We start from the raw sequence: 20318 nt of genomic DNA, 5'->3' as shown, positions 1-20318 counted from the left end.
CACGCGCGTGATCCAGAGATCGAAAATCCGCGGATCGCGCAGGCTCGCGAGCATACCAAGCCCGTGGATTCCGACCGCGACCAGAAGCACCCACCATGCCCTGAAGATTAGGAACAGCTCGACCGCGATGATCGCGTTGATCACGAAAAACGTATACGTCACCCCGGCAAACATCTGCGGGCGGGTCAGCGCTACAAACAGCGTGTCGCGACGGAGTTCTTCAAACACTTGCGACCTCGAATGCGGATCCTGGAAAGTGCGGGAATGCCAGCGAATTGCATGGCCCGATTACACGAATTGCAAGAAGACTACTCATCGCGCTGGCCAAAGTACAATACACAACGTGATACTTCTTTTAAGTTCGGAGCCAGACTAATCAGAATGTGCCTCTCAATTGGTTTGTTGATGCCCCGCGTACGGATCGAATGGATTCCCCCGCTGAACTTGGGGCGGGATTTGCCCGGCTTCCTCAAGTGAGTCTCGAGGGGAGGCGTCATAGCCGGATAACTGCTTGTCCGGAGGTGCCGCCGGCGACAACTGTTGTGGGTGAAGGGAAATCAGGGTCTGCGCGATGCCAGCTGATCCGATCAGCACGAAAGCGCCCATCACAACGCAGAAACCTCGCCTGATCGCTATCCTGCCCGTGAGCAACTCAAACCCTACGAGGGCCACCGCAAGGCCCAGAATGGTTGTTGCTGCAGGCCCGGCAACAAGACTGCCGAGCCATTCGATGGCCAGGGCAATCGAACTCATAATAGTGCTCCAAATCTCGATGTGGCGAACATGCCGCTGATCCGATTGCGTAGCTAATACACGCGCTGAACGTATACCGCGAAGTCATCCATGGTGCCGCTCAGTACGAAGATCCGGATAGCGTTGAAATTGCCTGTTCCGGCGCCATTGTTATGGCCGCCAACATGCCGAAGGACATTGCTCGTCCCAGTATCCACGCCAAACACCTCTCCGACCACAGCAAACGCCTCAAGCGTCGAGACGTTCATTCCCGCGATTGTAAAGGTGATGATGGTATTACGTCCGGCCAAGATGGTGCGACCGCTGGTAAGATCTATCGAAGACTCGGCACCTGAAGTGTAAGACTTATAATAGCCTGGCGCATCATAGTACGTTTGGCCATTGTCATCCGAAATCCGGAATCTCACGCGGCTGCTTGCCGTGGGTGCGCCCTTGACCATGATGCGGTACGCGTAGCCGTCATCGGCATCGAGCTTCACGTCGATGAAGCTGTCTCCGGCGTTTGCGACGACATACTTGGTGGCAAGCGAACCTTGTCCTCCGCCTCCGCCGAGCGCCCCGCTGTCTGCGAAGGTCACGCGACCTTTCTCGTCGACCGTGATCGTCGCGTTGGTGTAGGTACCAGGCACAACACCAGTAGTAGAAAGCGTCGTCGCGGTGCCGCCCGAGGTGGTCACATCGCCGGTAAGATCACCGCCGGTGATCCCAGTCGCGCTGTCGAACACCGCGATTTCGCCGGGAGCGGGCGTGCCCTCATGGGTGACGGCATTGTCGCGCGTGTCGTCGACACAGGCCGCGACCGCGTTGAAATTGTCCATCACCTCGGTCGCGTCGGCGACCTGTCCGTTCACGAGGGTGTTGGGAACGGTGCATTGCTGGGCTTGGGCTGGGTTTGTCACAGCGAGGAGCGATCCGACCAAAAGTGCTAGTCCAAGTACAGCGCGCATTCCGTGCTTCCCTTCTCATTGCGGATTGTGTTGAAGATGGATTGTGTCCGCGCTGCCGTTCGCCGCGGGCGGGATCGCCCAGATGAACTCGGCCTTCACGTCGAGCGCCGAAGCGCCGTACTCGGCCACCACCCGACCCCATGCATCGTAGACGAAGTGCCGCGCGCCCGTCAGCTTGTCGACCTGCACTCGATCGCCGAGGCTGGTATAAGTGTAGCTCTGCCCGCCGAAACTGGTGCAGTTATCGTCACGCTTCGATGCTTTTGAAAACCGCACACTACCCAACTTGCTCAACAAACATTGAGTCACCGTTCGACCAAAAAAATTCAGGATTCTTGGAATTATTCCGTATCCCGTTGACGTATACTACAGCACATTCCAAAGCATGAATTTCATCATCCCCTGTAATCGATCTATTGAATTTCTCGACGCCGTCGAATTCTACTTCACAATAAAATGTGCCATCTTCATTGGCGCGAGGCGAGTAAATACGTATTTCACCCTTGTCCCTGATGGAGTGGGTGCCGAACAAAAAATCAAGTTTGGCGAATACATCAACCATACGCATTTAACGTCCATGTATATTGCGGTTCCGACGACTCTGGCCGGGCACTGGCGATAAAGGGCTTCTCGGCTTTCCTCTGGCTTGGCATTCGCTGTACCTGTCAAATGCTGACCGCTTGCAAGCTCGAATCCCTTCCGTTTTTGAATAGCCCTCATAGTCAGAGGGAGCTGCGCTCTCCCAAACTGTTTGGCATTTAGCTTGATCAAGCGCCAGTTGGGCTGCGCAAGGATCATCGTCGTCGTCAGGTCCAATGCCAACTCCATAGTCTTCAAACTGCCTCCTATTCGGCGGCCCCATTGTCGGGCAAAGTGCCCCGCGCAGAGCAGGAACAATAAACTCGTTCGAAACATACCCCAAGAACGCCAAACCGAAACCCGCCGTGGCAAAAGCAGACGGCGCTCGCACTGGCGCAAAATCTGCCGGGTTGCCTTTGAATAATCCGAGAGGATCAATCGCATTAACCGGATCCGCCCCGGCATAGACATACGGGTTCACATCCCCGGCCAAGCCAATCGGGTCCGCCTGGATGTAGCGGCCCGTGACCGGGTCGTAGTCGCGGGCGCGGTTGTAATATAGGTCGCTCAGCACTTGCGATTGGCCGGGAAAGCCGGGGCGCAGGAAGTCGTTGCCTGGGCTCACCACTTGCCCTTGCGCATTGGTCGTCACGATCGGCACGCCGAGATGGTTGCCGTGGACCCAGTAGAGTTCCAGCTGGTTCGAGGCGTCCTCGGCCACCAGCGCAAGCGGGGTGAAACCTGCGATTTCATCACCGCCGCCGAACGGTGAGTTGTCGTTGGCCGCAGGCGGGATCGCCCAGATGAACTCGGCTTTCACGTCGAGCGCCGATGCGCCATATTCGCCGATCACCCGGCCCCAGGCATCGTAGACGAAGTGCCGCGTGCCCGTCGGTTTGTTGACGCGCACGCGGTCGCCAAGGCCGTTATAGGCGTAGCTCTGCGCCCCGATATTGGTGCGGTCGTAGCTCGCGAGCCGACCGTAGCCGTCATATGTCGCGGTCACCGCGATCCCGCCGGGGCGCGTCTCGCTCAACGTGTTGCCGCGCCCGTCATAGGTTATGCTGCGCGTCCCGCTCGCGTCGGTGAAGCTTTCGAGCCGGTTGGTACCTGCGGTGTAGGTGTAGGTTTCCCCTGCTGCGCTCGCGCCGTCGGACACGGCCATGATCAACCGCCCGACCTCGTCATAGCCGTAGAGCACCGAATTGGCGGGGGTCACCTGGTCGGCGATGGCGCCGATCCGCCCGACCGCATCGCGGCCATAGACCAGATGCGAAAGATCGTTGCCGCCCAAGGTGGGATAGAGCCTGCGCGCAGCGAGGCGGCCGTCCGTTCCCCACTCGTTTGTCACCGCAAGCGTATTGCCCAGTGCCATCGACTTGATCTGGCCGAAGGGTTCGTATTGGTGGCCGCTTGCTAGGGTGTCCCACACGGGCGCAGCAGCATCGGCCTTGGTCTCGACGAGGTTGACGCGTCCATGCGCGTCATAACCGTATCGCACCAACCGGCCCGAAGGGTAGGTGATTTGCGTGATCCGGTCGGCGACATCGTATTCGTAGGTCAGTAGCGCTGTGGCGCTGGTGCCGATCGCCTGCTGCTTGGCCGTGCGGTTGCCGCGATGGTCGTATCGGAAAAGGGTTGTGCCCGAGCCATCGACGACCTTGGCGAGCCGACCGATCTCGTGGGAACCCGAGAGGCCACCTGTATCCCAATGATATTCGATCACTTCAGAAGCAGGGCGGCCAAGCGGCTCCATCCGGGTGACGCGCCCGAGGAAATCGCGGGTGTAGGATACGACCTGTCCGCGACCATCGGTGGACTGCGTCATCAGGCCGGAAGCGTCGTAGACATAGGTGCTCGTCCCGCGATCGGGAGATGTTTCCTCGATCACCTCGCCAAATCCGTTGTAGACGAACCCTGTCGTCACCGAAATCGGATCCGTGAAGGTGAGCGCGTTGTCCTGATCGTCATAGGTTGAAACCATTGATCCGCCATCGGGCGCGACGGTCGACACGACACGGTCGAGGGCATCCACCGACGAGGTGGTCGCGAACCCGTTGGGATCGGTGATTTGGAGAAGGTTGTTGACCTTGTCGTAGCCAAACTTGGCAGGCGAACGGGTGCCGAAGGTCTCGCGCAGCAGGCGACCCAGCTCGTCGAACTGGCGGCGAACCAGTACCGATGTGGAGCCATTGGTGCGCTTGACCGTCTCGCGCTCGACGTTGTCCATCAGGTCATAGGTGTATTCCCAACGCTCGCCGCTGGCCGAGCGCATCACTGTCAGCCGGTTCGCTGCGTCATATTCCATGATCAGCGGCGCGGTACCGGGCAATGTCAATTGGGTGAGGTTTCCGACCTCGTCATATGTCATTGCAGTCGTGGCATTGAGCGCCGGATTGGTCGGATGCTCGATGGTCACGGTCTCCAGCCGCCCGAGAAGATCGTAGACGAAGGTGCTTACGACACCGTTGGGATCCGTCACCGTGCCCGGTCGACCATTGGCATCGTAACCGCCATAGGTTGTGACGTGGCCGAGCGGATTGGTGAACGTAAGCAGGTTGCCGCTCGCATCGTAGGCATAGCTGGTCAGATCGTCGTCGCTACCACTCGCAGGCAATGGTCCGTTTTCGGAAAGCAGGCGACCATTGGCATCCCAGCTAAAGGTGTAGGTCCGGGTCTGACCGCTGGTCGGATATGGCAGAGAGTGGGTGGTCGCGTCGGTCAGGGTCAGTGATGTCAGGCGCCCGTCGACGTCATATCCCCGCGTCTCGGACAATCCCGGTGCGACAATCGCTGTCGGCACATTAAAGGTCGTGTCCCAAGTGATTGTGGTAGTCCGCGCATCCACAGTACCGCTTGCCTCGGTAAAGCTAATTGGGCGTCCGCGTGCGTCGCGTGTGACGGTCGTCAGTCGACCTTCCTCGTCGGTAGTACTCGCGATAAATGTATTCGTGCCATAGGTAAGAGAGGCCGACCTCGCTTCGGTTTCGTCTGTTGCGTCACTGGTAACGCCCGTTAGCCGGTAATCCTTGTCGTTGGAGGAAAACTCGCTGAAGGTATAGGTCTCGGGTTTTCCTAACTCATGGGTGACTACCCGTGTTCGGGCCGATCCATTCATCCCGTAAGCTACGCTCTTGGCATTCGTGCCCTCGGCACCCTGTGTCAACGTCGTGCGACCGGCCGAATCGTAGTCGTAGGTGGCCACTCGCACGCCACGATGGTCAACGATGCCTGTGACATTCTTGCCGTATACCGAGTGCTCGTAGAGATATGTCACTGAATCGAGTGGGATATCAGTTGCCGAAAGCCGCTCAACTGACTTAAGCCTGTGCATCTTAGGGAGCACCACTCTGATAACAGACCTGGCGCTACCTGGCGCGCTTCCGCCGGCCCAAGTCGACTGCCATTTGCTGCCGCCGTATCGACCGACCGGATCTGGAGGGGGAACCTCTTCGTGAACATAATTCAGGAAAGTTCCGTCTGGCAGATCGATCGAACTGATGCGGATGGGAGTCGGTAGCGAACTTGCAGGCGGCTTCGAAATCGTCGTTATTTCGAACTGTTCCCAAGTGAAGCTCGCCGTGCGTCCAAAGCTGTCGGAGATCGTAGAGAGACTGCTATCGCCTGCATAGGTGAAAGTTTGTTGGTAGCCGCTCTTCGCCTCCATCAGAATTGGCCAGCCGAAATTATGGTGACCGCCATTGGGGCCGACCCGCGTCATGAGGGTCCAAACCGTGTCATCTCGGTCGGTCAGTTTCCAAGTACTAACCGCATCTCGGACCGTTCCTAGGTCGGATGGCAAAGTGCCAACATATTCAAGCTTAAGATTGTTCGATCTATTTCCCGCTCCGGCACCAGGATCCTCCAGCCACCTACCATCAGGTTGGAGGACAAAGCCATATCCGGTTCCATCCGGCATAAGGATCGCAACGGTTGCATCGGGAGATGAAGGCGAGCCAGCAAAGACGCCAAGCTGAATCTCGAGATTGAATGAGAAATTCCAGTAGCCATCCAATCCCTTTGGTAGTGCGCGTGGAAGCACGCTTTGTTGGATCGGCTTTCCAACTTGAAAGCTTCGATACTGCCGGCTGATCTGGAACAGCCCGTCAGCAGACGAATAATCAAGCGCCTCAAGCCTCTTGGCGCCCGTGGATATGACTACAGGATTCCCGATCTTCGGGTTGGTCCTGCCGTCTTCCTCGCAAGGATCACAAGGCCGTTCCGCAGCAGCTGATAGCCTACAATATCCGTCGCGCGTTGCGATGTAATCTTGAGGGCATACCACCCGTACCCTGTCCGGATAGATCGTACCGCACTTGAAACCAGCGCCCGGATTCTCATCCAAGCAAAGGTACTGCCACTGCGTCCAAAGGCAATGCCTGGTCTTCCAATCATCGCCCGTTGCATAGCTACCGATATATCGCGAATAGCCATTGTCCATAAACTTTTTCCATTGGGCGAAACAAGCCTCGTCTGCGGATCCAAAGATCCCGCTTGGACCGGGCAAAGATTCCCACCCAATGGGAACAGCGGTTTCCTCCGATTGTGCAAGTGCCGAACTGGGCAATAGCTGCGCCGAAAGCCCAAGTAGCAAGAAGAAGAATAGCAAGCCGCCGAGAGATTTAAGGACTAAAGCTCTTGTCGAGCGCTGCACAAATAATTCTGTCTCGGTGCACACGATGGGGCGCAGTCGGAGATACAATATCGATTGTTGGAGGTCGGACGAGGCGACTGTCAAACCGGCACCGCCCACCTGCATATGCTTGTGACGAGCATGGTCCAAGCTAACCATCACGCGCCCCAGACAGCACAACCATATGTCGCGCTGCCCCAAGTAGTGCCGCTAGTGCTTACATTCGACGTGACGCTCGTGAGCCTGTTGCCATTCTCATCGTAGATATAGCGAAAGCAACTGCTCGAAACCGGAACTGAGATCAATATGGGCAGCGCTGAAAAAGTGGTCGCAAGCGCAAGCGGGTTTGCTGCTGCAGGCGTCGCTAGCACAAGAAGAGGCAGCAACGCAGAAGCGAGAAGGAAACGCTGTTTCCGATGAAGTGGCTCACTCTCGCTTGTCCATAAACGTATCACATCCCCGCTCCCCTGTCTTTTCTGAGGGGAAATAGCGAGCACGCCCTGAGTTGTAATTCAAGAGGTTATATCCGATTGCCTGCGCCATGCGGGCTGTAGGCTACGGAAATCCGCCGTTTGTTCCGTTAACCCTTAAGAAAAAATAAAGGCCGCATCCACACACCGCCAGTCCAATATCAATAGGTCACGGTCAAGACCTATGCGATCCTTAAGATGCGAATCGATTTGAAGGTGAAAAACGCAACAATATAGTCGACGATTAATACTGTTTGATTTGACGCAGGAGTCTCGGCAACTCATCGCCTAAAAACGGACAGCGAAGTCGAGCGCATTCTCTCACTTAATCTTCATCAATCTCGATTGTCCCAGAATCACGAGAGGCGGGAACGCAGCTCGACCAACCCCATAGCAAACATGGTCGGTTTATCTTTTATATCTATGGTTTCAGAGCCAATGAAAGCCCCGAAAATATCATACACAGAAACTCTATCAAATCGAAAATGACCGAAAAATACCAAAGGTTGTGCTTGATAATGCTCCGGCAACTATTTCAATACCCAATTTCGCAGCTGGTCTGCCATATATTTAAATGATCACACCCGTTATCGAAGGCTACCGGCCAATGAAATTGTGTGACTTTCTTAGCGAGTGTGCGCGACTGCTTCCGTCTCAGTCGCGGACGATAGCTTAAACGTCCACTTCACGCCCAATTTCGGACGTTCACGCTCTGCTTTATAATGCTCAGGGGCGAACAAGGCACTCCCGCATTTCTGTTCTCTGCGCTTGACGCTCTTAGATTATCCCCCCGCCAGATTCCCGGTCCCAGCCACGTCATTGTTTCGTTCCTTCGTGGCTTGCCTAATTGACGTCCCAATTGACCATTGCCGAGGCTGCGAGCTGTATCATCTACCGTACTCGCATCACCAACAAAAAAGGGCGAGCGGAAGCCCGACCTTTGGAGTCTCCCGGTCATTCAAACCGGGGGAGAGTCTCTAGGAGTTCAAGCCAAAACTCGATTCGCGCCTCAATGCCAGAAACGCGTGGATCGGCGAAGTTCAGTTTCGTGTAGCCCGCCACAGCCAAGTCAAACGCGTAGTTCGGCACCTCGTTTGCCGAGCAGTTCTGGCAGAAGACAGCGAGCGACCGATCAGGAATTGAGTTCGGTTAGACCGTAGCGCTGTCGACCGCTAAGAGCCCGCTTTGCAATGCCAAGACCCCAATCGAACGGTCCGCACGCGGCTCAATCACGGAAGTTCTGGTGGCGCCCCAGTTTCCTACACTGGACGATCCGCCACGGAACTTGATCGCCTGAAGTCTTTGTCATTCCTAGGCTCACTCACGATTAAGCCACCTCGGACTTCGCCTTTGTGTCCCAACGAACGAACATCTCATCGACGGCGATCGCGCTCATGGGTTTGCTGAACAGGTAACCTTGTATGTTTCGGCACCCTTCACGCCGAAGTACTTCGAGTTGCTCTGATTCTTCTACACCTTCGGCAAGCGTATCCATGCCAAGCGCATCGGCCAGGGTTGTGATCGCTCGAACCACTGCGTGGGCATTGCCGGTTCGCCCAAGATCCTCGACGAAGCTGCGATCAATCTTGACCTTGTCGAACGGGAATGAGCGTAGATAGCTCAACGAGGAGTAGCCCGTTCCGAAATCGTCGAGCGCGATGCGGACACCCAGATTGCGGAGGCCGTGCAGCGTCGCCAGCGTCGCATCGACATCGGCGATGAAGATGCTTTCGGTGATCTCCAGTTCAAGCCTCCGGGGATCGAGGCCCGTCGATGCCAATGCCTGCAGGATCGTGCTGGCCAGCCCCGGATGCGAGAATTGCTTGGGCGAAATGTTGACCGCGACCGACATCTCTTCTGGCCAATGCATGGCCTGACGGCACGCCTCTTGGATCACCCACACTCCGATCGGAACAATCAGACCGGTTTCCTCGGCGAGCGAAATGAACTCAAGAGGACTGACGAGGCCTCTGGTCGGATGGTTCCAACGGATCAGCGCCTCGAACCCCGTGAACCGCTCCTTCGAGAGGTTGAACAGGGGCTGGTAGTGCAGTTCAAAGTCGCCGTCGCGCAGCGATTGGCGTAGATCGAGTTCGGTCTGGCGACGTTTGCGCGCTTGCTCGTCGAGAGAAGGTTCGAAGAAGTGGTAAGTGCTCTTACCGTCCGCCTTCGCACGATATAGCGCAAGGTCTGCGTTCTTCATCAGCGTTGTTCCATCGACACCGTCCGCCGGTGCGACGGCGATTCCGATACTGGCGCTGCTATTCGTCTGTTGCCCATCGAGAAGCGTTGAGCGTTCGAAGCAGCGCTGGATGCGGTCGGCTGCCGAAGCGAGGTTGTCGGCACCCTTCTCGATTTCGACAAGGAGAGCGAACTCATCTCCGCCCAAGCGTGCTATCAATGCATCGGGTAGCTGCTCGGTCAGATTGTTCGCCACATCGATGAGGAGAGCATCCCCGCTGGGATGCCCCAGTGTGTCATTGACAACCTTGAAATTGTCCAGGTCGCCATAGACCACCATTAGTTGCTCGCTCTCGCGAAGCCTTGCCAGCTTTCGATCGAGATGATCAACGAATAGCTTTCGATTGGGCAGGCCGGTCAGATCGTCGTGCAGACCCACATGGATGATCTCGCGCTCGCGCTCGTCGATAGCGTAGACCATCTGGTTGAAGCTCTTGGCCAGCCGCCCAATCTCATCGTCGGTCTCGATCGTCAGCTCGACATCGCGCCCCTCTCCTATGAGCCGGGTTGCCTCGTCGAGCTTCTGGAGCGGCGTGGTGACCGTCTTGGCGACACGCCAGCTGAGACCGACGACGAGAAGGATGCCTCCCAATGCCAGCAGGATCAACAACCATTGCAGCCCTGCATATTCAGCCAGCGAACCGGTCAACGAGTGACGCAGTACAAGACGGGGCGAGACGCCGTCCGAGAGGGCGGGAAGCACGGAAACGTGATACAGGTAACGTTCGTCCGATCCATGTTTCAGGACCTTTCCGTTTGGAGCATCGCGCATCCAATCGGGCATGGCCGCGGCACCAAGCACGTTGGCCTCGATGTCGATAGCTGCCAGCTCGGTAAGGCGCGAGAGTTCGGCCTTGTCCAACGGTTGCGCCAGGACCAGCCAGCCTATCAGGTCGGGCGCTTCGATCGGCGAGGCGGCCGCGAGCGATAGGCTTTCTCCGATATCGATGATCCCGCGTTGCTGACCGTCGTCGAGATTGTACCAGAGCGACTCCGCCGATCCGATCCGATTGTCGCCGGCGGCCAGCAACGCGCCATCCAGGGTGACCACGAAAGCGGCGTCGGCCTCCGATCGCGATCTGAGATTTGCCAGGGCGCTATCGATGGTCGCGCGATCCCCGGTCGCGACTGCTTCGCGGAATCCGAAATCGTGGGCGAGCACATCAGCGGATTCGCGCATCTGCCGCGCGCGCAGTTCGAGGATTTCGTCGAACACCCGCGCATTGGCCTGCATGTCCCGCGTCGCACTGGCCTCTCCGAAGCGGGTAAGCCCACTCCCTGCCATCGCCACGACCACCGCCAGCACAAGCGCGAACAGGGCGGCATAGAGCACTGCAATCCGCAATTGCAGCGACCCGAAACGCAAGTTTCCGATTCTCGGCAAACGCGCGATCATCGCAGCCGAACCTTGATGCGCTCGGATTTGCCGCTGCCTCGGACAGATACCGTACTCACCGTCTCGTTGCCCGGTGCGCGGAGCAGGGGGTGCCAGACGGTGAGTTTCCCGGTACCGGACGGCATCCCGTTAAGCGTGATGTAGCCGTTGGCATCGGTTTTTCCCGCAAAGGGCGTGTCGGTGACGCGGATATATCCGCGCATGTCGTCGTGAATGTTGCAGCCGAGCTTGACGCTCCCTGCGACCGGAAACCGATGAGAGCGCGTCTGGTCGCGACCGTACAGATCGATTTCGAAGCGCGCCGGTTTCGAGAAGCTGTAGATCGAATGCCGCACACGATCGAGATTGGGGAAGGCGACCGTGCTGCCGCTGGCAATCACGAGCGTCCCGGGGACGAAGGTCTCGTTCTTCTGCGCCATGGCCATGCGCCAGGGGAAGCGCACTGTGCCGGACCATCCACCTGCGGGCTCCAGCTCAACCACCGCATTCCGGACAGGCACGCCACGTTCGTCGACGACCTGCACGCGCAAGCTTGTCGATTGTCCGACCGCAGCCGGGATCGCGAGAAACGTGCCGAGGATGCAGAGTGCAAGGAGTTGGGGGATACGGAACACGGGGGCACGCGATAGCTCCAAGACCTTAAGAAAGCCTCGGCACAGGCTTAAAGGGCCTTTAACCATGCCCAACCTAAAGCGCGGGCATGAAGAGGATTTTTCCCGGAGCAATCCTGCTTTCGAGCCTAGCCTGCGGCTCGACCGCGCAGGCGCAGGAACTCGAATGGTTCGAGGCTGACAAGCTGGTCCTGACCAACGGCGTCTCGACGATCGAAGGCGCCAGCGGCGGCGGCTTGTCGGCCTGGGCGACAATCGGCGGCCTCGAGATGGACGACGGTATCGGGATACAGGGCCATGTCTCTGTTGCCGAGTTGCCAGACTACGGCTGGCAAAGCCACGGCGTCGCGATCGGCATCAAGAACCGCGTGGAGCTGTCCTACGCACGGCAGAACCTCGACACGCGCGATGTCGGAACTGCGCTCGGCCTAGGAGAAGGATATACGCTCAATCAGGACGTATTCGGGGCCAAGGTCCGGCTGTTCGGTGACCTCGTCTATGGCGAAACGCTCGTTCCGCAGGTCAGCCTCGGAATCCAGTACAAACGCAGCCTCGACGGACCTGTGGCGTTCGCAGTGGGGGCCGCGGAGGATGAAGGGACCGATTACACGCTCAGCGCAACCAAATTGTTCCTGCGCCAGAGCGTGCTCGTCAGCACGACCGCGCGCTACACCAAAGCGAACCAGAACGGCCTGCTCGGCTTCGGTAGTGCATCGGGCGAAGGGTACGGCTTGCAATTCGAAGGATCGGTTGCCTACCAGTTTTCGCGCCGAGGCGTCGTCGGAGCCGAATTGCGCTCGAAGCCGGACAATCTCGGGCTGGGTGAAGACGACTGGTTCGATCTGTTCGCCGCCTATGCGGTGACCGACAACGTCACATTGACCGCAGCCTATGTCGATCTCGGATCGATCGCCACGTTTGAAAATCAGCGCGGTGCCTTGTTCTCCGCCCAACTCGCATTCTGAGGACATAGGCATGTTTTGCACCACTCTTGCGGCGATGCTGGTCCTGCAGCAGGCGCCTTCGCAGGATGTCGACTGGGACAAGGAATTCGGCGTCGAGGAGCGCGTCCGCGATCCCGAAACCGGCGAGTTTCCGGTCGATCCATACGAACAAAGCAACGCCAACGCCGGTGCCGAGCCATTTGTCGGCGAACGCCTCGCACAGGCATTCGGCGGCCGTGAGGGCATCCAGCGCATTGCCGATCGCACTGTCGAATTGAGTAAAGCCGATCCCCGCATCGCGGAAATATTTGTCTCGCACGATATGGTCCGATTGAAACGGACGCTGGGTGAGCAATTCTGCTACCTGCTCAATGCCGGATGCGACTATTCCGGTCGCGATATGCGAACCTCGCATGATGGCCTCGGCGTGACGAAGGCCGACCTCAACGCGCTGGTCGAGAACCTGCAAGCGGCGATGCGCGAGGCGAAGGTCCCGTTCGCGGCACAGAACAGACTCCTCGCGAAACTTGCGCCGATGTCGAAGGACGTGGTGGAGAGGTAGTGTGCAAGCTGGCTGCTGGTGTTCGCTTCTCACCCGTCCGACGACGCTCTTTGCTGGGCTGGCCGCTTTCCAAGAATAGACGACCTGCTAACCACCCGTGGAAGATCGGCAGTTCCGTTGACCGCGCCTGACCGATGCTGGAGCGGAGCCTATGGACGCAAGCACAGAGAATTTTGCGATCGTGTTCTTGGTTGCAGTGCGGTTACCGGAATTGCTCGCCAATAGGTGCATCCCCCCGGCGCAAAAGCCATGGCTGTGATCGGGCTGAGCCGCCATCAATCGGCTGTGTCCGCTTCTGGTTGGAAATGCGAATTCAGGTCGAGCAAACCCGCTCCCTTATTTTTTTGGGAAGATTGCGCGGATGCGCTGCAACTGCTCGAGAAACTCCCGGCTTTCTGCACCAAGGGCTTCATCAAGATCAAGATTGATTGAATTGAACGCGCGTTCCGCCTCATCCCGAGCCTGCCTACCACTCTGCGTGCACCGCACCTCTTTAATCCGGCGGTCGTAGGGCGAGACTGCTCGTTCGACCAAACCTTGCCCCTCCAGCTTTGCAACCATCTGGGTGATTGCGGATTCGTTCTGATGGAGGATCTCCGCCAATTGCTTTTGCTTGGCCGAGCCAAGGGTTTCCACGATCGTCAGCACAGCCGCCTGCGCAGCCGTTACGCCGGCAGCTTCCAGAAGCGCTGCGTCTGCAGCCCGCTGCAAAAGAGCTGCGGTGCGCTGGATTTGGAAATAGGTTCGCGACTGCTTCGACGACATCAGCCATGCCTATTGCACGGATCCGCGATTGCATATACTTCAGTACTTAAGCATTGGTTGGAAGGAGCTTTCATGCGCATTGATGTTTGGAGCCAGATCCTTACCCCGGAGATGGCGACTGCCCCGTGGCTTGCGACCCTCAACCGCTGGACGGGCAGAACCGACCCGTCACAAACCGAGGGTGTCGAGGAAACGATTGCGGCAATGGATGCTGCAGAGATAGACCTTTCTCTTCTCTCGGCGTGGTACGGCCCGAGCGGCCCGCTGATATCCAACGAGATTGTGGCCGATCAGGTGGCGCGGGCACCGGACCGCTTCAGAGGACTTGCGAGCGCGGATATCCGCCGGCCTGGAGACGCCGCTCGCGAGGTGCGAACGTGGATTACCGAATACGGTTTCGTTGGGGTACGCATCGTCCCTTGGCTGTGGGACCTTCCCCCCAATGATCGACGATATTATCCAATCTATGCCGCGTGTGCGGAGTTGGGCGTGCCGCTATGCACGCAAATTGGGCATACCGGTCCGTTGTTGCGCTCGGAAACCGGTCGACCCATTCCTTATCTTGAGGATGTTCTGCTCGAGTTTCCGGATCTCAAGATCGTCGGCGGTCATCTTGGCTTTCCCTGGATCGACGAACTCGTGAGCTTGTCGATCAAATTCCCGAACTTCTACGTCGACACGTCGGCCTATGTGGCGCGCCGGTTTCCCCCGGCTTTCGTCGATTTCATGAAGGGGATCGGCAGGGGGCGCGTCATGTTCGGCACCAACTGGCCAATGCTGGCACCGGCAGATTGCCTCGCCGATCTGGCCAGTCTTGGTCTTTCGGAGACCGAAGAAAACGCATTCCTGGGCGGCACGGCGAGGAAAGTTTTCGGGCTCTAGCCCCTCGCCGCTCAGTTCGACGCATGGAACATTTCAGGATAGCCCAGCGCAAATGCGCGCTCATACTGAGGGGGGAAGGTCGGCTCCGCTTCCAACTTGTAGGCCGCTCTCCACGGCCAGCGCGGATCGTAAAGCATCCCTCGGGCGATGGCGATCGCGTCGGCCTCGCCGGTCGATACGATCCGCTCGGCCTCTCTGAACGAGCGTGGGCTGCAGATCGCACTTGATGCATCACGAGCGGCAAGCATTGCGGTTCGGCTTGCCGATGACGAGTCGATCCTTGAGTGCACCTCAGACACGCTCACCATCGTGCTGCCTATCCGGTTCGCAATGCGCGGCAGCAAGCAGAAGATAGTGTCAGCGACTTCGCGACCACCACAGCCAGATCCCGGTGCCGATCGCCGCGCTGCGTAAGGCGCATGCCATGCTGCTTACAGAACGCGGGCTGCCGTCCTAGATACCGCTCCCAGTTCTCCCTACGACCGCAATATCCTGCGGCTCCCTTTCCTCGCGCCTGAAATTCAGCGAGCGATCCTCGCGGGGAGCTAGCCGCTTCATCTCAACCTGGAGACGTTCAAGAAGATCGCATTCTCGCTGGCATGGTCGTAGCAAAGCAAGGCGCTTGGATTTGGCGAAACAGGCTTTCCCTGTTTTGCCGAGTAAATACACTGTTCCGGCGAAGAACAGGGAGGCCCCGTTTTCCGGCACATAAGCCACCAAAATAAGGACCTTCCTTCAGAAAAAATGGGCGGGGATCGCCCAAAATCGCCTGTTTGGGCCTCGAATCTGTGGAATTCCCCTGCTCTTCTCTGTTTGGCGGGGAAATTCGGAAAAACTGAGTTGATGTTCGCCTGGCTAGGACGGCACCTCGGAATGCCGCCGGATTGGTGCGACCCTTACCGATTGGACCGCGAAACCCCGCCTGTTCTAATTGCGTTGCGGTGGGCCCTGAAACCAGTGAAAAGTGCCGGGGGTGGGTGGCGGAGACGGAGGGAGCCAGAGAAGAAGCCCAAACTCTTGATAACTAGAGTGATATTCTCTGGAATACGCAATCTAGGGCAATTGTCCCACCGTTTGTCCCGCCACTTCAATGACCCAAACGCTTCAGCTTGCTCCAATCAAGTGGTTGATCGATCATTTACCAATGTCTGGCAGACGGCACTGCGGTGCGGGCAGTCATCTCTTGTTGCAAAACGTCTGGCTGTCCGTGCCACCTTTCTAGAAAACCGATAGGGAAAGGCGATACCCTCGCGGTCTTTATCCGCAACCTAGGAATGCTTGCCTTCGACTGGCATTTCGAAAAAGCCATCTGACCGCTTCGGTGCGTGACAGGCTGAAAGCGGACTTTCCGCTAGCGACCCAATCTCGGCCATTAATAGGGAGCGTTTTGTTTCTGAAAAGCTGACGTAGTTTGCGCCGATCCTTCATGACGTGAATTTTGGGCTGAAATCAGACGGTATGCTTTGAGCAATTCGGCAGCAGAAGCAGACGAAAGTCTTAAAAAGGGGCGAGTTGTGGCTGGCGTCCCAAGGACAAGCGAGTACGTTAAGCTCCGAAGTGAAACACTGAAGCAGCGTTCGTATGGATCGAGTGGCTGCTCCTGCCCCATACGATTAAGATTCTCGCGCCGGAACGCGCGAGAACCCCATGGCGATGCTTATCGGCATCTCACATCAGAAGGGTCACTCCGGACCATATCGAAAGAGGGCGCCAAGCGGGCATCGTGCGCCCTGACAAAGGTCATTGCCGCCGCTTTCTGTTGTTCCAAAAAGAGCGCCGTCCGGTCCTTCGACGAGTCCTCCATATGGCTGGGTCGGCTTGTCAAGAAACGGACCGAAACTCGCCAATGTCGTTTTTTCGCCCGCTTTGGTGACACGGAAGATCGTCCCGCCATTGATATCTACACTTCCTCCGCGCAAGGTCGAGCCGTAAAGCGCTCCATCGCGGCCCTCAGTCAAGAAACCGTCCGGGCCTCGCCCGTCGCTCGTTCCGTCGACCAGGCCAAATGTATAGATCACTGTCACTTCGTCGCCAGATGAAATGCGGAAAATCGTCCCGCAACCGCGGCTTCCACACAGTCCGAGGCCGCCGCCACTGGTCGAGCCGTAGATGTTGCCATCGCTCGCGCGCATGAGACCGCCTTGCGGCGCACCCGGGTGGTCGCCTCGTGGACCGAACGAGAAGAAATGCTCAACCTCTCCATCAAGCGACATCTTAAAAATGGTCCCAAAACCATTCTCTCCACGGCCCTGCGTAACCCCGTATAGGCTTCCATCAGCCCCTTGAACGAGTGGCCCATCAGGCGATACGCCCTCGTCACTTTTGGCTGGATCACCAAACGAGTGCATGATTTGCGTTTCACCGCTGGGCGACATGCGGAAGATTGTGCCGCAATTTCCAACGCCGCTAGGGATTTCTGAGCAAGTGTTATCACCCCCTGACGTGGTCACACCATAGAAATTGCCATCCGCGGCTTCCACAAGCCCGCCCGACGGGGTATCCCCGTCAAACTCGCCATTACCGAACGAATGAAGCTGAGTGTAGTCTCCATTCAACGATATCTTGAACACCGTGCCACCGCCGCCGAACGCACCCCCGTTCTGCGTAACTCCATAGAGATAGCCATCGGAAGCCTGAATCAACTGCCCTGTTGGCAAGTAGCCATCAGTGTCGGTTTCGCCGAATTTAAAAAACTCCGTCACGCCCTCGGAAGGCGAATACCGGAATATGCCTCCACAACTGATCGGCGCGATGGGGCGACACTGTCGGTCAGAAGCTCTAGCTAGCCCATAGTAATTGCCATCCGATACTAGGATGATGGGGCCTGCGGGACCGCTAAGATTGGGCTGATCGACACCGAAAGCGTGTTCGTAACTCAGGCTAAAGGTAGTTGGCGTCGGCGTTGGACTGGGCGTCGGCGTTGGACTGGGCGTCGGCGTCGCCACACTTGACGGCGGAGGGGATGAGTCTCCTCCACCACACCCGGTTAGGACCAAAACGAGAGCTAAAGTGATTTGGGTTTTGGGTCTCATCGAATAGCCTGATTTCATTGTATTTTCACGCTCCCTATATCAGCAAAAGCTTGTGATCAATCGCCCCGTCATCGAAACGTTCGTTTTGACAACAAGATTTTACGCTTGAGATACGATTGCTGTTTGAGGTTGATGATCGGGCCTTTTGCAGTCACGACCGCCTGAAGGTGAACGCGTCTGCTTTCTCGGTGTCCATTTCCAAAACCAGACCATCTGCTCTCCACCCACTAGCGGCCCTATAGAGCACTAGGACGCAATCCTGAGAGCGGACCGGCAGCTTTCGTTGGATGCCAGCCGAAAGCGGCTGGTCTGCTAACGACCCATTTGCCGCCGTTCGGCTCTTCGGATACTATTAAGACTGAGACCTTAAGCATCGGAGCAGAACTCAGGTATCGGAGCAGAATATGCCGTCCAAGTATCGCGTCCTGGCTCTTTCTATACCATCAGCTATTTCGATCCTTTCAACTCAGGCACTTGGGAAGATCGTGCTGGAACCGGGCGAGCAACAGCAGGATATGCGGTATAACCTTGAGCCGGATGAGGAGACGCAATTTCGAGGAATTGGGTCAATCCAATGTAAAAATGATGAGGGGGGCGTCGAAAGTACCGGCTTTATCGCCATGAACAATAGGATGGTCGTCACTGTTGCCCATTATAGGTTCTCATTTAAGGAAAAACACGTAATTGAGGCGACTTTCAACTCTTCAGATTGCCTTTTTCTTCTTAGGAATCCGACTGGATCTCAAGTATTTTTCGCGAGCCCTTTTGAGGAAATAGCTAGCGGCTGGAAAGATTCTGCTAGCCAGCCCGACCACCGCGATTGGGCTTTGCTGCGGCTAAAAGAAGCGGCTCCCATAACCGCTGTACCGTTAGACTTTGCTCAACCGACTCCATCTTGGCTCAGATCCAGCGAAATATCGAACTTGTACCGCTCGTATACTGTTGGGTATTCTGGGTCTAATCAAAATCCCTACCAAAAAACGATAGCAATCGACTGCAAGATTAAAAATGCGAAAACTAGTAAATCGATTATTCGTCATGCGTGCGACACTGGACCTGGTAGTTCCGGGTCGCCTATTTTGATCGATATTGACGGGAGGCCTTTCGTTTTTGCAATTAACACCGCGGACGGAACCGGTAACTTTAATATTGGTTTGAAAATCGGACCAGAACTGGTTGCGGCTAGCGGAAGTAAGGTTCCGTCAATATCGCAAATGATAAGCAGCAAGAAGGTTTTCGGCGGGCGTTAGCGTCAGAAAAGCTGAAGAGGCTGCTTCCCACCCAATAGCTGCCGGTGAATCGCTCCAGGCAGCATCCTGAAAGTCGACTGGCCGTTTCGCTAAGTGACGAGCCGAAACCGGACATACCGCTGACGACCCAATTGCGGACGTTGCGGATTTCCTTATGTTCGGCAAATGCAATGGCTACATGGCATCAGGGGTTTTGTCCTATATCTGATCGCAGGATACTTCTTCGATCGTCAAAACCTAGATAAGGCCAGAAAATGGATGGACCGTTCAAATGCGAACGATCCTGGTTTTCACGCTCATGTGGTGGCAACCGACGCCATATTGTGTGTGTTGGAGGGACGAAGCACCGAAGCGTATCAGCGGTTTAGTCATTGCCTGGGGTTGATCGAGAAAGTTCGGTCACCCAACGACGAATATCTAACCATATTTTGTCGATTTTGGCTCAAGGCTCTCGACGATCGCGCTTCACCGAGTGAATTGGAATCCATGGCCGGTGAAGCCTCGGGCTTGCCGGTTGATAAATGGCTCAGAAGAAGGTTTCGATTTCCTTCGCGGGAATCCATACAAAACAATGTGAAGCGATCGAGTGCAGATGACGCTAGAGTAGTTTTCGACTTCTGAGGCCGCTTCCCATCCAATTTCGAACATTAAGCCGACAGGGCTTTCTTCCTATATGCATTCAACTCGTCGACCATCTCGTCGACAGATCCATCGAATGCCCAGAGCATCGGCAAGCCTCCCGTTCTTGAGAGTCTCCGCTGCTCGAAGGGTTGGTCAAATTGAATCATCTTGATGGCTGGAAGTGGCCAACGACCTATCTCGAAAAGCTTACCGACAAAGAATGGTCCCACTTCGCGCCAACCCCGTTGCCACGATTTCCGGGTGGTCCCTCCCGACAAAGAGAACCCATCAACATCTACCCGCAATCGGAACGGTCTCAGGAACAAGAGCAAAAAGAGGGGTGGCCAGGCACCAAAGAAAATCAGGCCAAGGATACCAACGAACGATAGCTCACCCATCTGCAATACGTTGCTTAAACCGATGGCGAAGATTGCAGAGGAAAACACAAAGTAGCCAACCGTTTTCGGCTTGGAGGTTTCGTAACAAAGCTCGCTCTGCATCAAGTAGCAGAGTAGCCCCATATTCGACTGCTTTCCACCCAATTGCGGAAGTAGGGATCAAGAGAACGCGAGAGTAAGCGTCGCTGCGAACGCTAGCGCCACAAATATTCGATGAGAGCGGGATAAAGGTCG

General features: G+C 56.7%; 17 protein-coding genes. 5 read left to right on the top strand and 12 right to left on the bottom strand.

Annotated features, from left to right (window positions below; all coding sequences use genetic code 11):
- From ACI5KX_RS14055 to ACI5KX_RS14020, 8 genes are all read right to left on the bottom strand, one after another.
- The coding region (locus ACI5KX_RS14055) for a type IV secretion system protein VirB3 (RefSeq protein ID WP_406811281.1) at positions 1-228 on the bottom strand (228 nt) is incomplete at its 3' end.
- 162 nt (positions 229-390) lie between these two features.
- Positions 391-753 carry a TrbC/VirB2 family protein gene (locus ACI5KX_RS14050; RefSeq protein ID WP_406811280.1) on the bottom strand — a complete coding sequence of 121 codons (363 nt, stop codon included), beginning with the start codon at positions 751-753 and terminating at the stop codon, positions 391-393.
- A gap of 53 nt (positions 754-806) precedes the next feature.
- Entirely contained in the window at positions 807-1652 is an 846-nt protein-coding gene (locus ACI5KX_RS14045) for a hypothetical protein (RefSeq protein ID WP_406811279.1), read from the bottom strand.
- A 63-nt stretch (positions 1653-1715) separates the two neighbouring features.
- Complete coding sequence (locus ACI5KX_RS14040) at positions 1716-1976, bottom strand: hypothetical protein (RefSeq protein WP_406811278.1); 261 nt, start codon at positions 1974-1976, stop codon at positions 1716-1718.
- A gap of 1 nt (position 1977) precedes the next feature.
- The gene (locus tag ACI5KX_RS14035; RefSeq protein WP_406811277.1) at positions 1978-2268 is read right to left on the bottom strand and encodes a DUF6968 family protein; all 291 of its coding nucleotides are present in this window, start codon (positions 2266-2268) and stop codon (positions 1978-1980) included.
- Complete coding sequence (locus ACI5KX_RS14030) at positions 2269-6981, bottom strand: RHS repeat domain-containing protein (RefSeq protein WP_406811276.1); 4713 nt, start codon at positions 6979-6981, stop codon at positions 2269-2271.
- A gap of 1728 nt (positions 6982-8709) precedes the next feature.
- On the bottom strand, positions 8710-10989 hold the full coding sequence (locus ACI5KX_RS14025; protein ID WP_406811275.1) for a putative bifunctional diguanylate cyclase/phosphodiesterase: 2280 nt from the start codon (positions 10987-10989) through the stop codon (positions 8710-8712).
- Between the two features lie 26 nt (positions 10990-11015).
- Complete coding sequence (locus tag ACI5KX_RS14020) at positions 11016-11633, bottom strand: methylamine utilization protein (protein ID WP_406811274.1); 618 nt, start codon at positions 11631-11633, stop codon at positions 11016-11018.
- Positions 11634-11719: 86 nt separating this feature from the next.
- On the opposite strand from ACI5KX_RS14020, the gene ACI5KX_RS14015 reads away from it, so the two are divergent.
- Together ACI5KX_RS14015 and ACI5KX_RS14010 are read left to right on the top strand one after the other, a co-directional pair.
- The gene (locus ACI5KX_RS14015) at positions 11720-12595 is read left to right on the top strand and encodes a DUF3034 family protein (RefSeq protein WP_406811273.1); all 876 of its coding nucleotides are present in this window, start codon (positions 11720-11722) and stop codon (positions 12593-12595) included.
- Positions 12596-12605: 10 nt separating this feature from the next.
- Positions 12606-13136: a group 1 truncated hemoglobin gene (locus ACI5KX_RS14010; RefSeq protein WP_406811272.1), complete on the top strand. Its 531-nt coding sequence runs from the start codon at positions 12606-12608 to the stop codon at positions 13134-13136.
- A gap of 336 nt (positions 13137-13472) precedes the next feature.
- On the opposite strand, the gene ACI5KX_RS14005 is transcribed toward ACI5KX_RS14010, so the two are convergent.
- Entirely contained in the window at positions 13473-13901 is a 429-nt protein-coding gene (locus ACI5KX_RS14005; RefSeq protein ID WP_406811271.1) for a MarR family winged helix-turn-helix transcriptional regulator, read from the bottom strand.
- Positions 13902-13973: 72 nt separating this feature from the next.
- Here ACI5KX_RS14005 and ACI5KX_RS14000 point away from each other — a divergent pair, with 72 nt between their 5' ends.
- The gene (locus ACI5KX_RS14000) at positions 13974-14783 is read left to right on the top strand and encodes an amidohydrolase family protein (protein ID WP_406811270.1); all 810 of its coding nucleotides are present in this window, start codon (positions 13974-13976) and stop codon (positions 14781-14783) included.
- A gap of 11 nt (positions 14784-14794) precedes the next feature.
- On the opposite strand, the gene ACI5KX_RS13995 is transcribed toward ACI5KX_RS14000, so the two are convergent.
- Positions 14795-15031 (bottom strand): hypothetical protein, encoded by a 237-nt coding sequence (locus tag ACI5KX_RS13995; protein WP_406811269.1) that lies wholly within the window; start codon positions 15029-15031, stop codon positions 14795-14797.
- Between the two features lie 1434 nt (positions 15032-16465).
- Entirely contained in the window at positions 16466-17485 is a 1020-nt protein-coding gene (locus tag ACI5KX_RS13990) for a choice-of-anchor tandem repeat GloVer-containing protein (protein WP_406811268.1), read from the bottom strand.
- A gap of 734 nt (positions 17486-18219) precedes the next feature.
- Between ACI5KX_RS13990 and ACI5KX_RS13985 the strand changes: the two genes are divergently transcribed.
- Positions 18220-19065 (top strand): trypsin-like serine peptidase, encoded by an 846-nt coding sequence (locus ACI5KX_RS13985; protein WP_406811267.1) that lies wholly within the window; start codon positions 18220-18222, stop codon positions 19063-19065.
- Between the two features lie 165 nt (positions 19066-19230).
- Positions 19231-19686 carry a hypothetical protein gene (locus tag ACI5KX_RS13980; protein ID WP_406811266.1) on the top strand — a complete coding sequence of 152 codons (456 nt, stop codon included), beginning with the start codon at positions 19231-19233 and terminating at the stop codon, positions 19684-19686.
- A 26-nt stretch (positions 19687-19712) separates the two neighbouring features.
- On the opposite strand, the gene ACI5KX_RS13975 is transcribed toward ACI5KX_RS13980, so the two are convergent.
- Positions 19713-20186, bottom strand: coding sequence for a hypothetical protein (locus ACI5KX_RS13975; RefSeq protein ID WP_406811265.1), 474 nt, complete (start codon positions 20184-20186; stop codon positions 19713-19715).
- Positions 20187-20318 lie beyond the last annotated feature (132 nt).

Origin of the sequence: Erythrobacter sp. GH1-10, assembly GCF_045363165.1 — a bacterium.
GTDB lineage: Bacteria > Pseudomonadota > Alphaproteobacteria > Sphingomonadales > Sphingomonadaceae > Erythrobacter.
The sequence above is the reverse complement of the archived record's forward strand: the minus strand, read 5'-3'. Positions and strand labels throughout refer to the sequence as shown.

Coding starts and splice junctions, on each gene's coding strand:
- ACI5KX_RS14050 (WP_406811280.1), bottom strand. CDS start 753: ATGAGTTCGATTGCCCTGGCCATCGAATGGCTCGGCAGTCTTGTTGCC.
- ACI5KX_RS14035 (WP_406811277.1), bottom strand. CDS start 2,268: ATGCGTATGGTTGATGTATTCGCCAAACTTGATTTTTTGTTCGGCACC.
- ACI5KX_RS14015 (WP_406811273.1), top strand. CDS start 11,720: ATGAAGAGGATTTTTCCCGGAGCAATCCTGCTTTCGAGCCTAGCCTGC.
- ACI5KX_RS14010 (WP_406811272.1), top strand. CDS start 12,606: ATGTTTTGCACCACTCTTGCGGCGATGCTGGTCCTGCAGCAGGCGCCT.
- ACI5KX_RS14005 (WP_406811271.1), bottom strand. CDS start 13,901: ATGTCGTCGAAGCAGTCGCGAACCTATTTCCAAATCCAGCGCACCGCA.
- ACI5KX_RS14000 (WP_406811270.1), top strand. CDS start 13,974: ATGCGCATTGATGTTTGGAGCCAGATCCTTACCCCGGAGATGGCGACT.
- ACI5KX_RS13995 (WP_406811269.1), bottom strand. CDS start 15,031: ATGCTTGCCGCTCGTGATGCATCAAGTGCGATCTGCAGCCCACGCTCG.
- ACI5KX_RS13985 (WP_406811267.1), top strand. CDS start 18,220: ATGCCGTCCAAGTATCGCGTCCTGGCTCTTTCTATACCATCAGCTATT.
- ACI5KX_RS13980 (WP_406811266.1), top strand. CDS start 19,231: ATGCAATGGCTACATGGCATCAGGGGTTTTGTCCTATATCTGATCGCA.
- ACI5KX_RS13975 (WP_406811265.1), bottom strand. CDS start 20,186: ATGCAGAGCGAGCTTTGTTACGAAACCTCCAAGCCGAAAACGGTTGGC.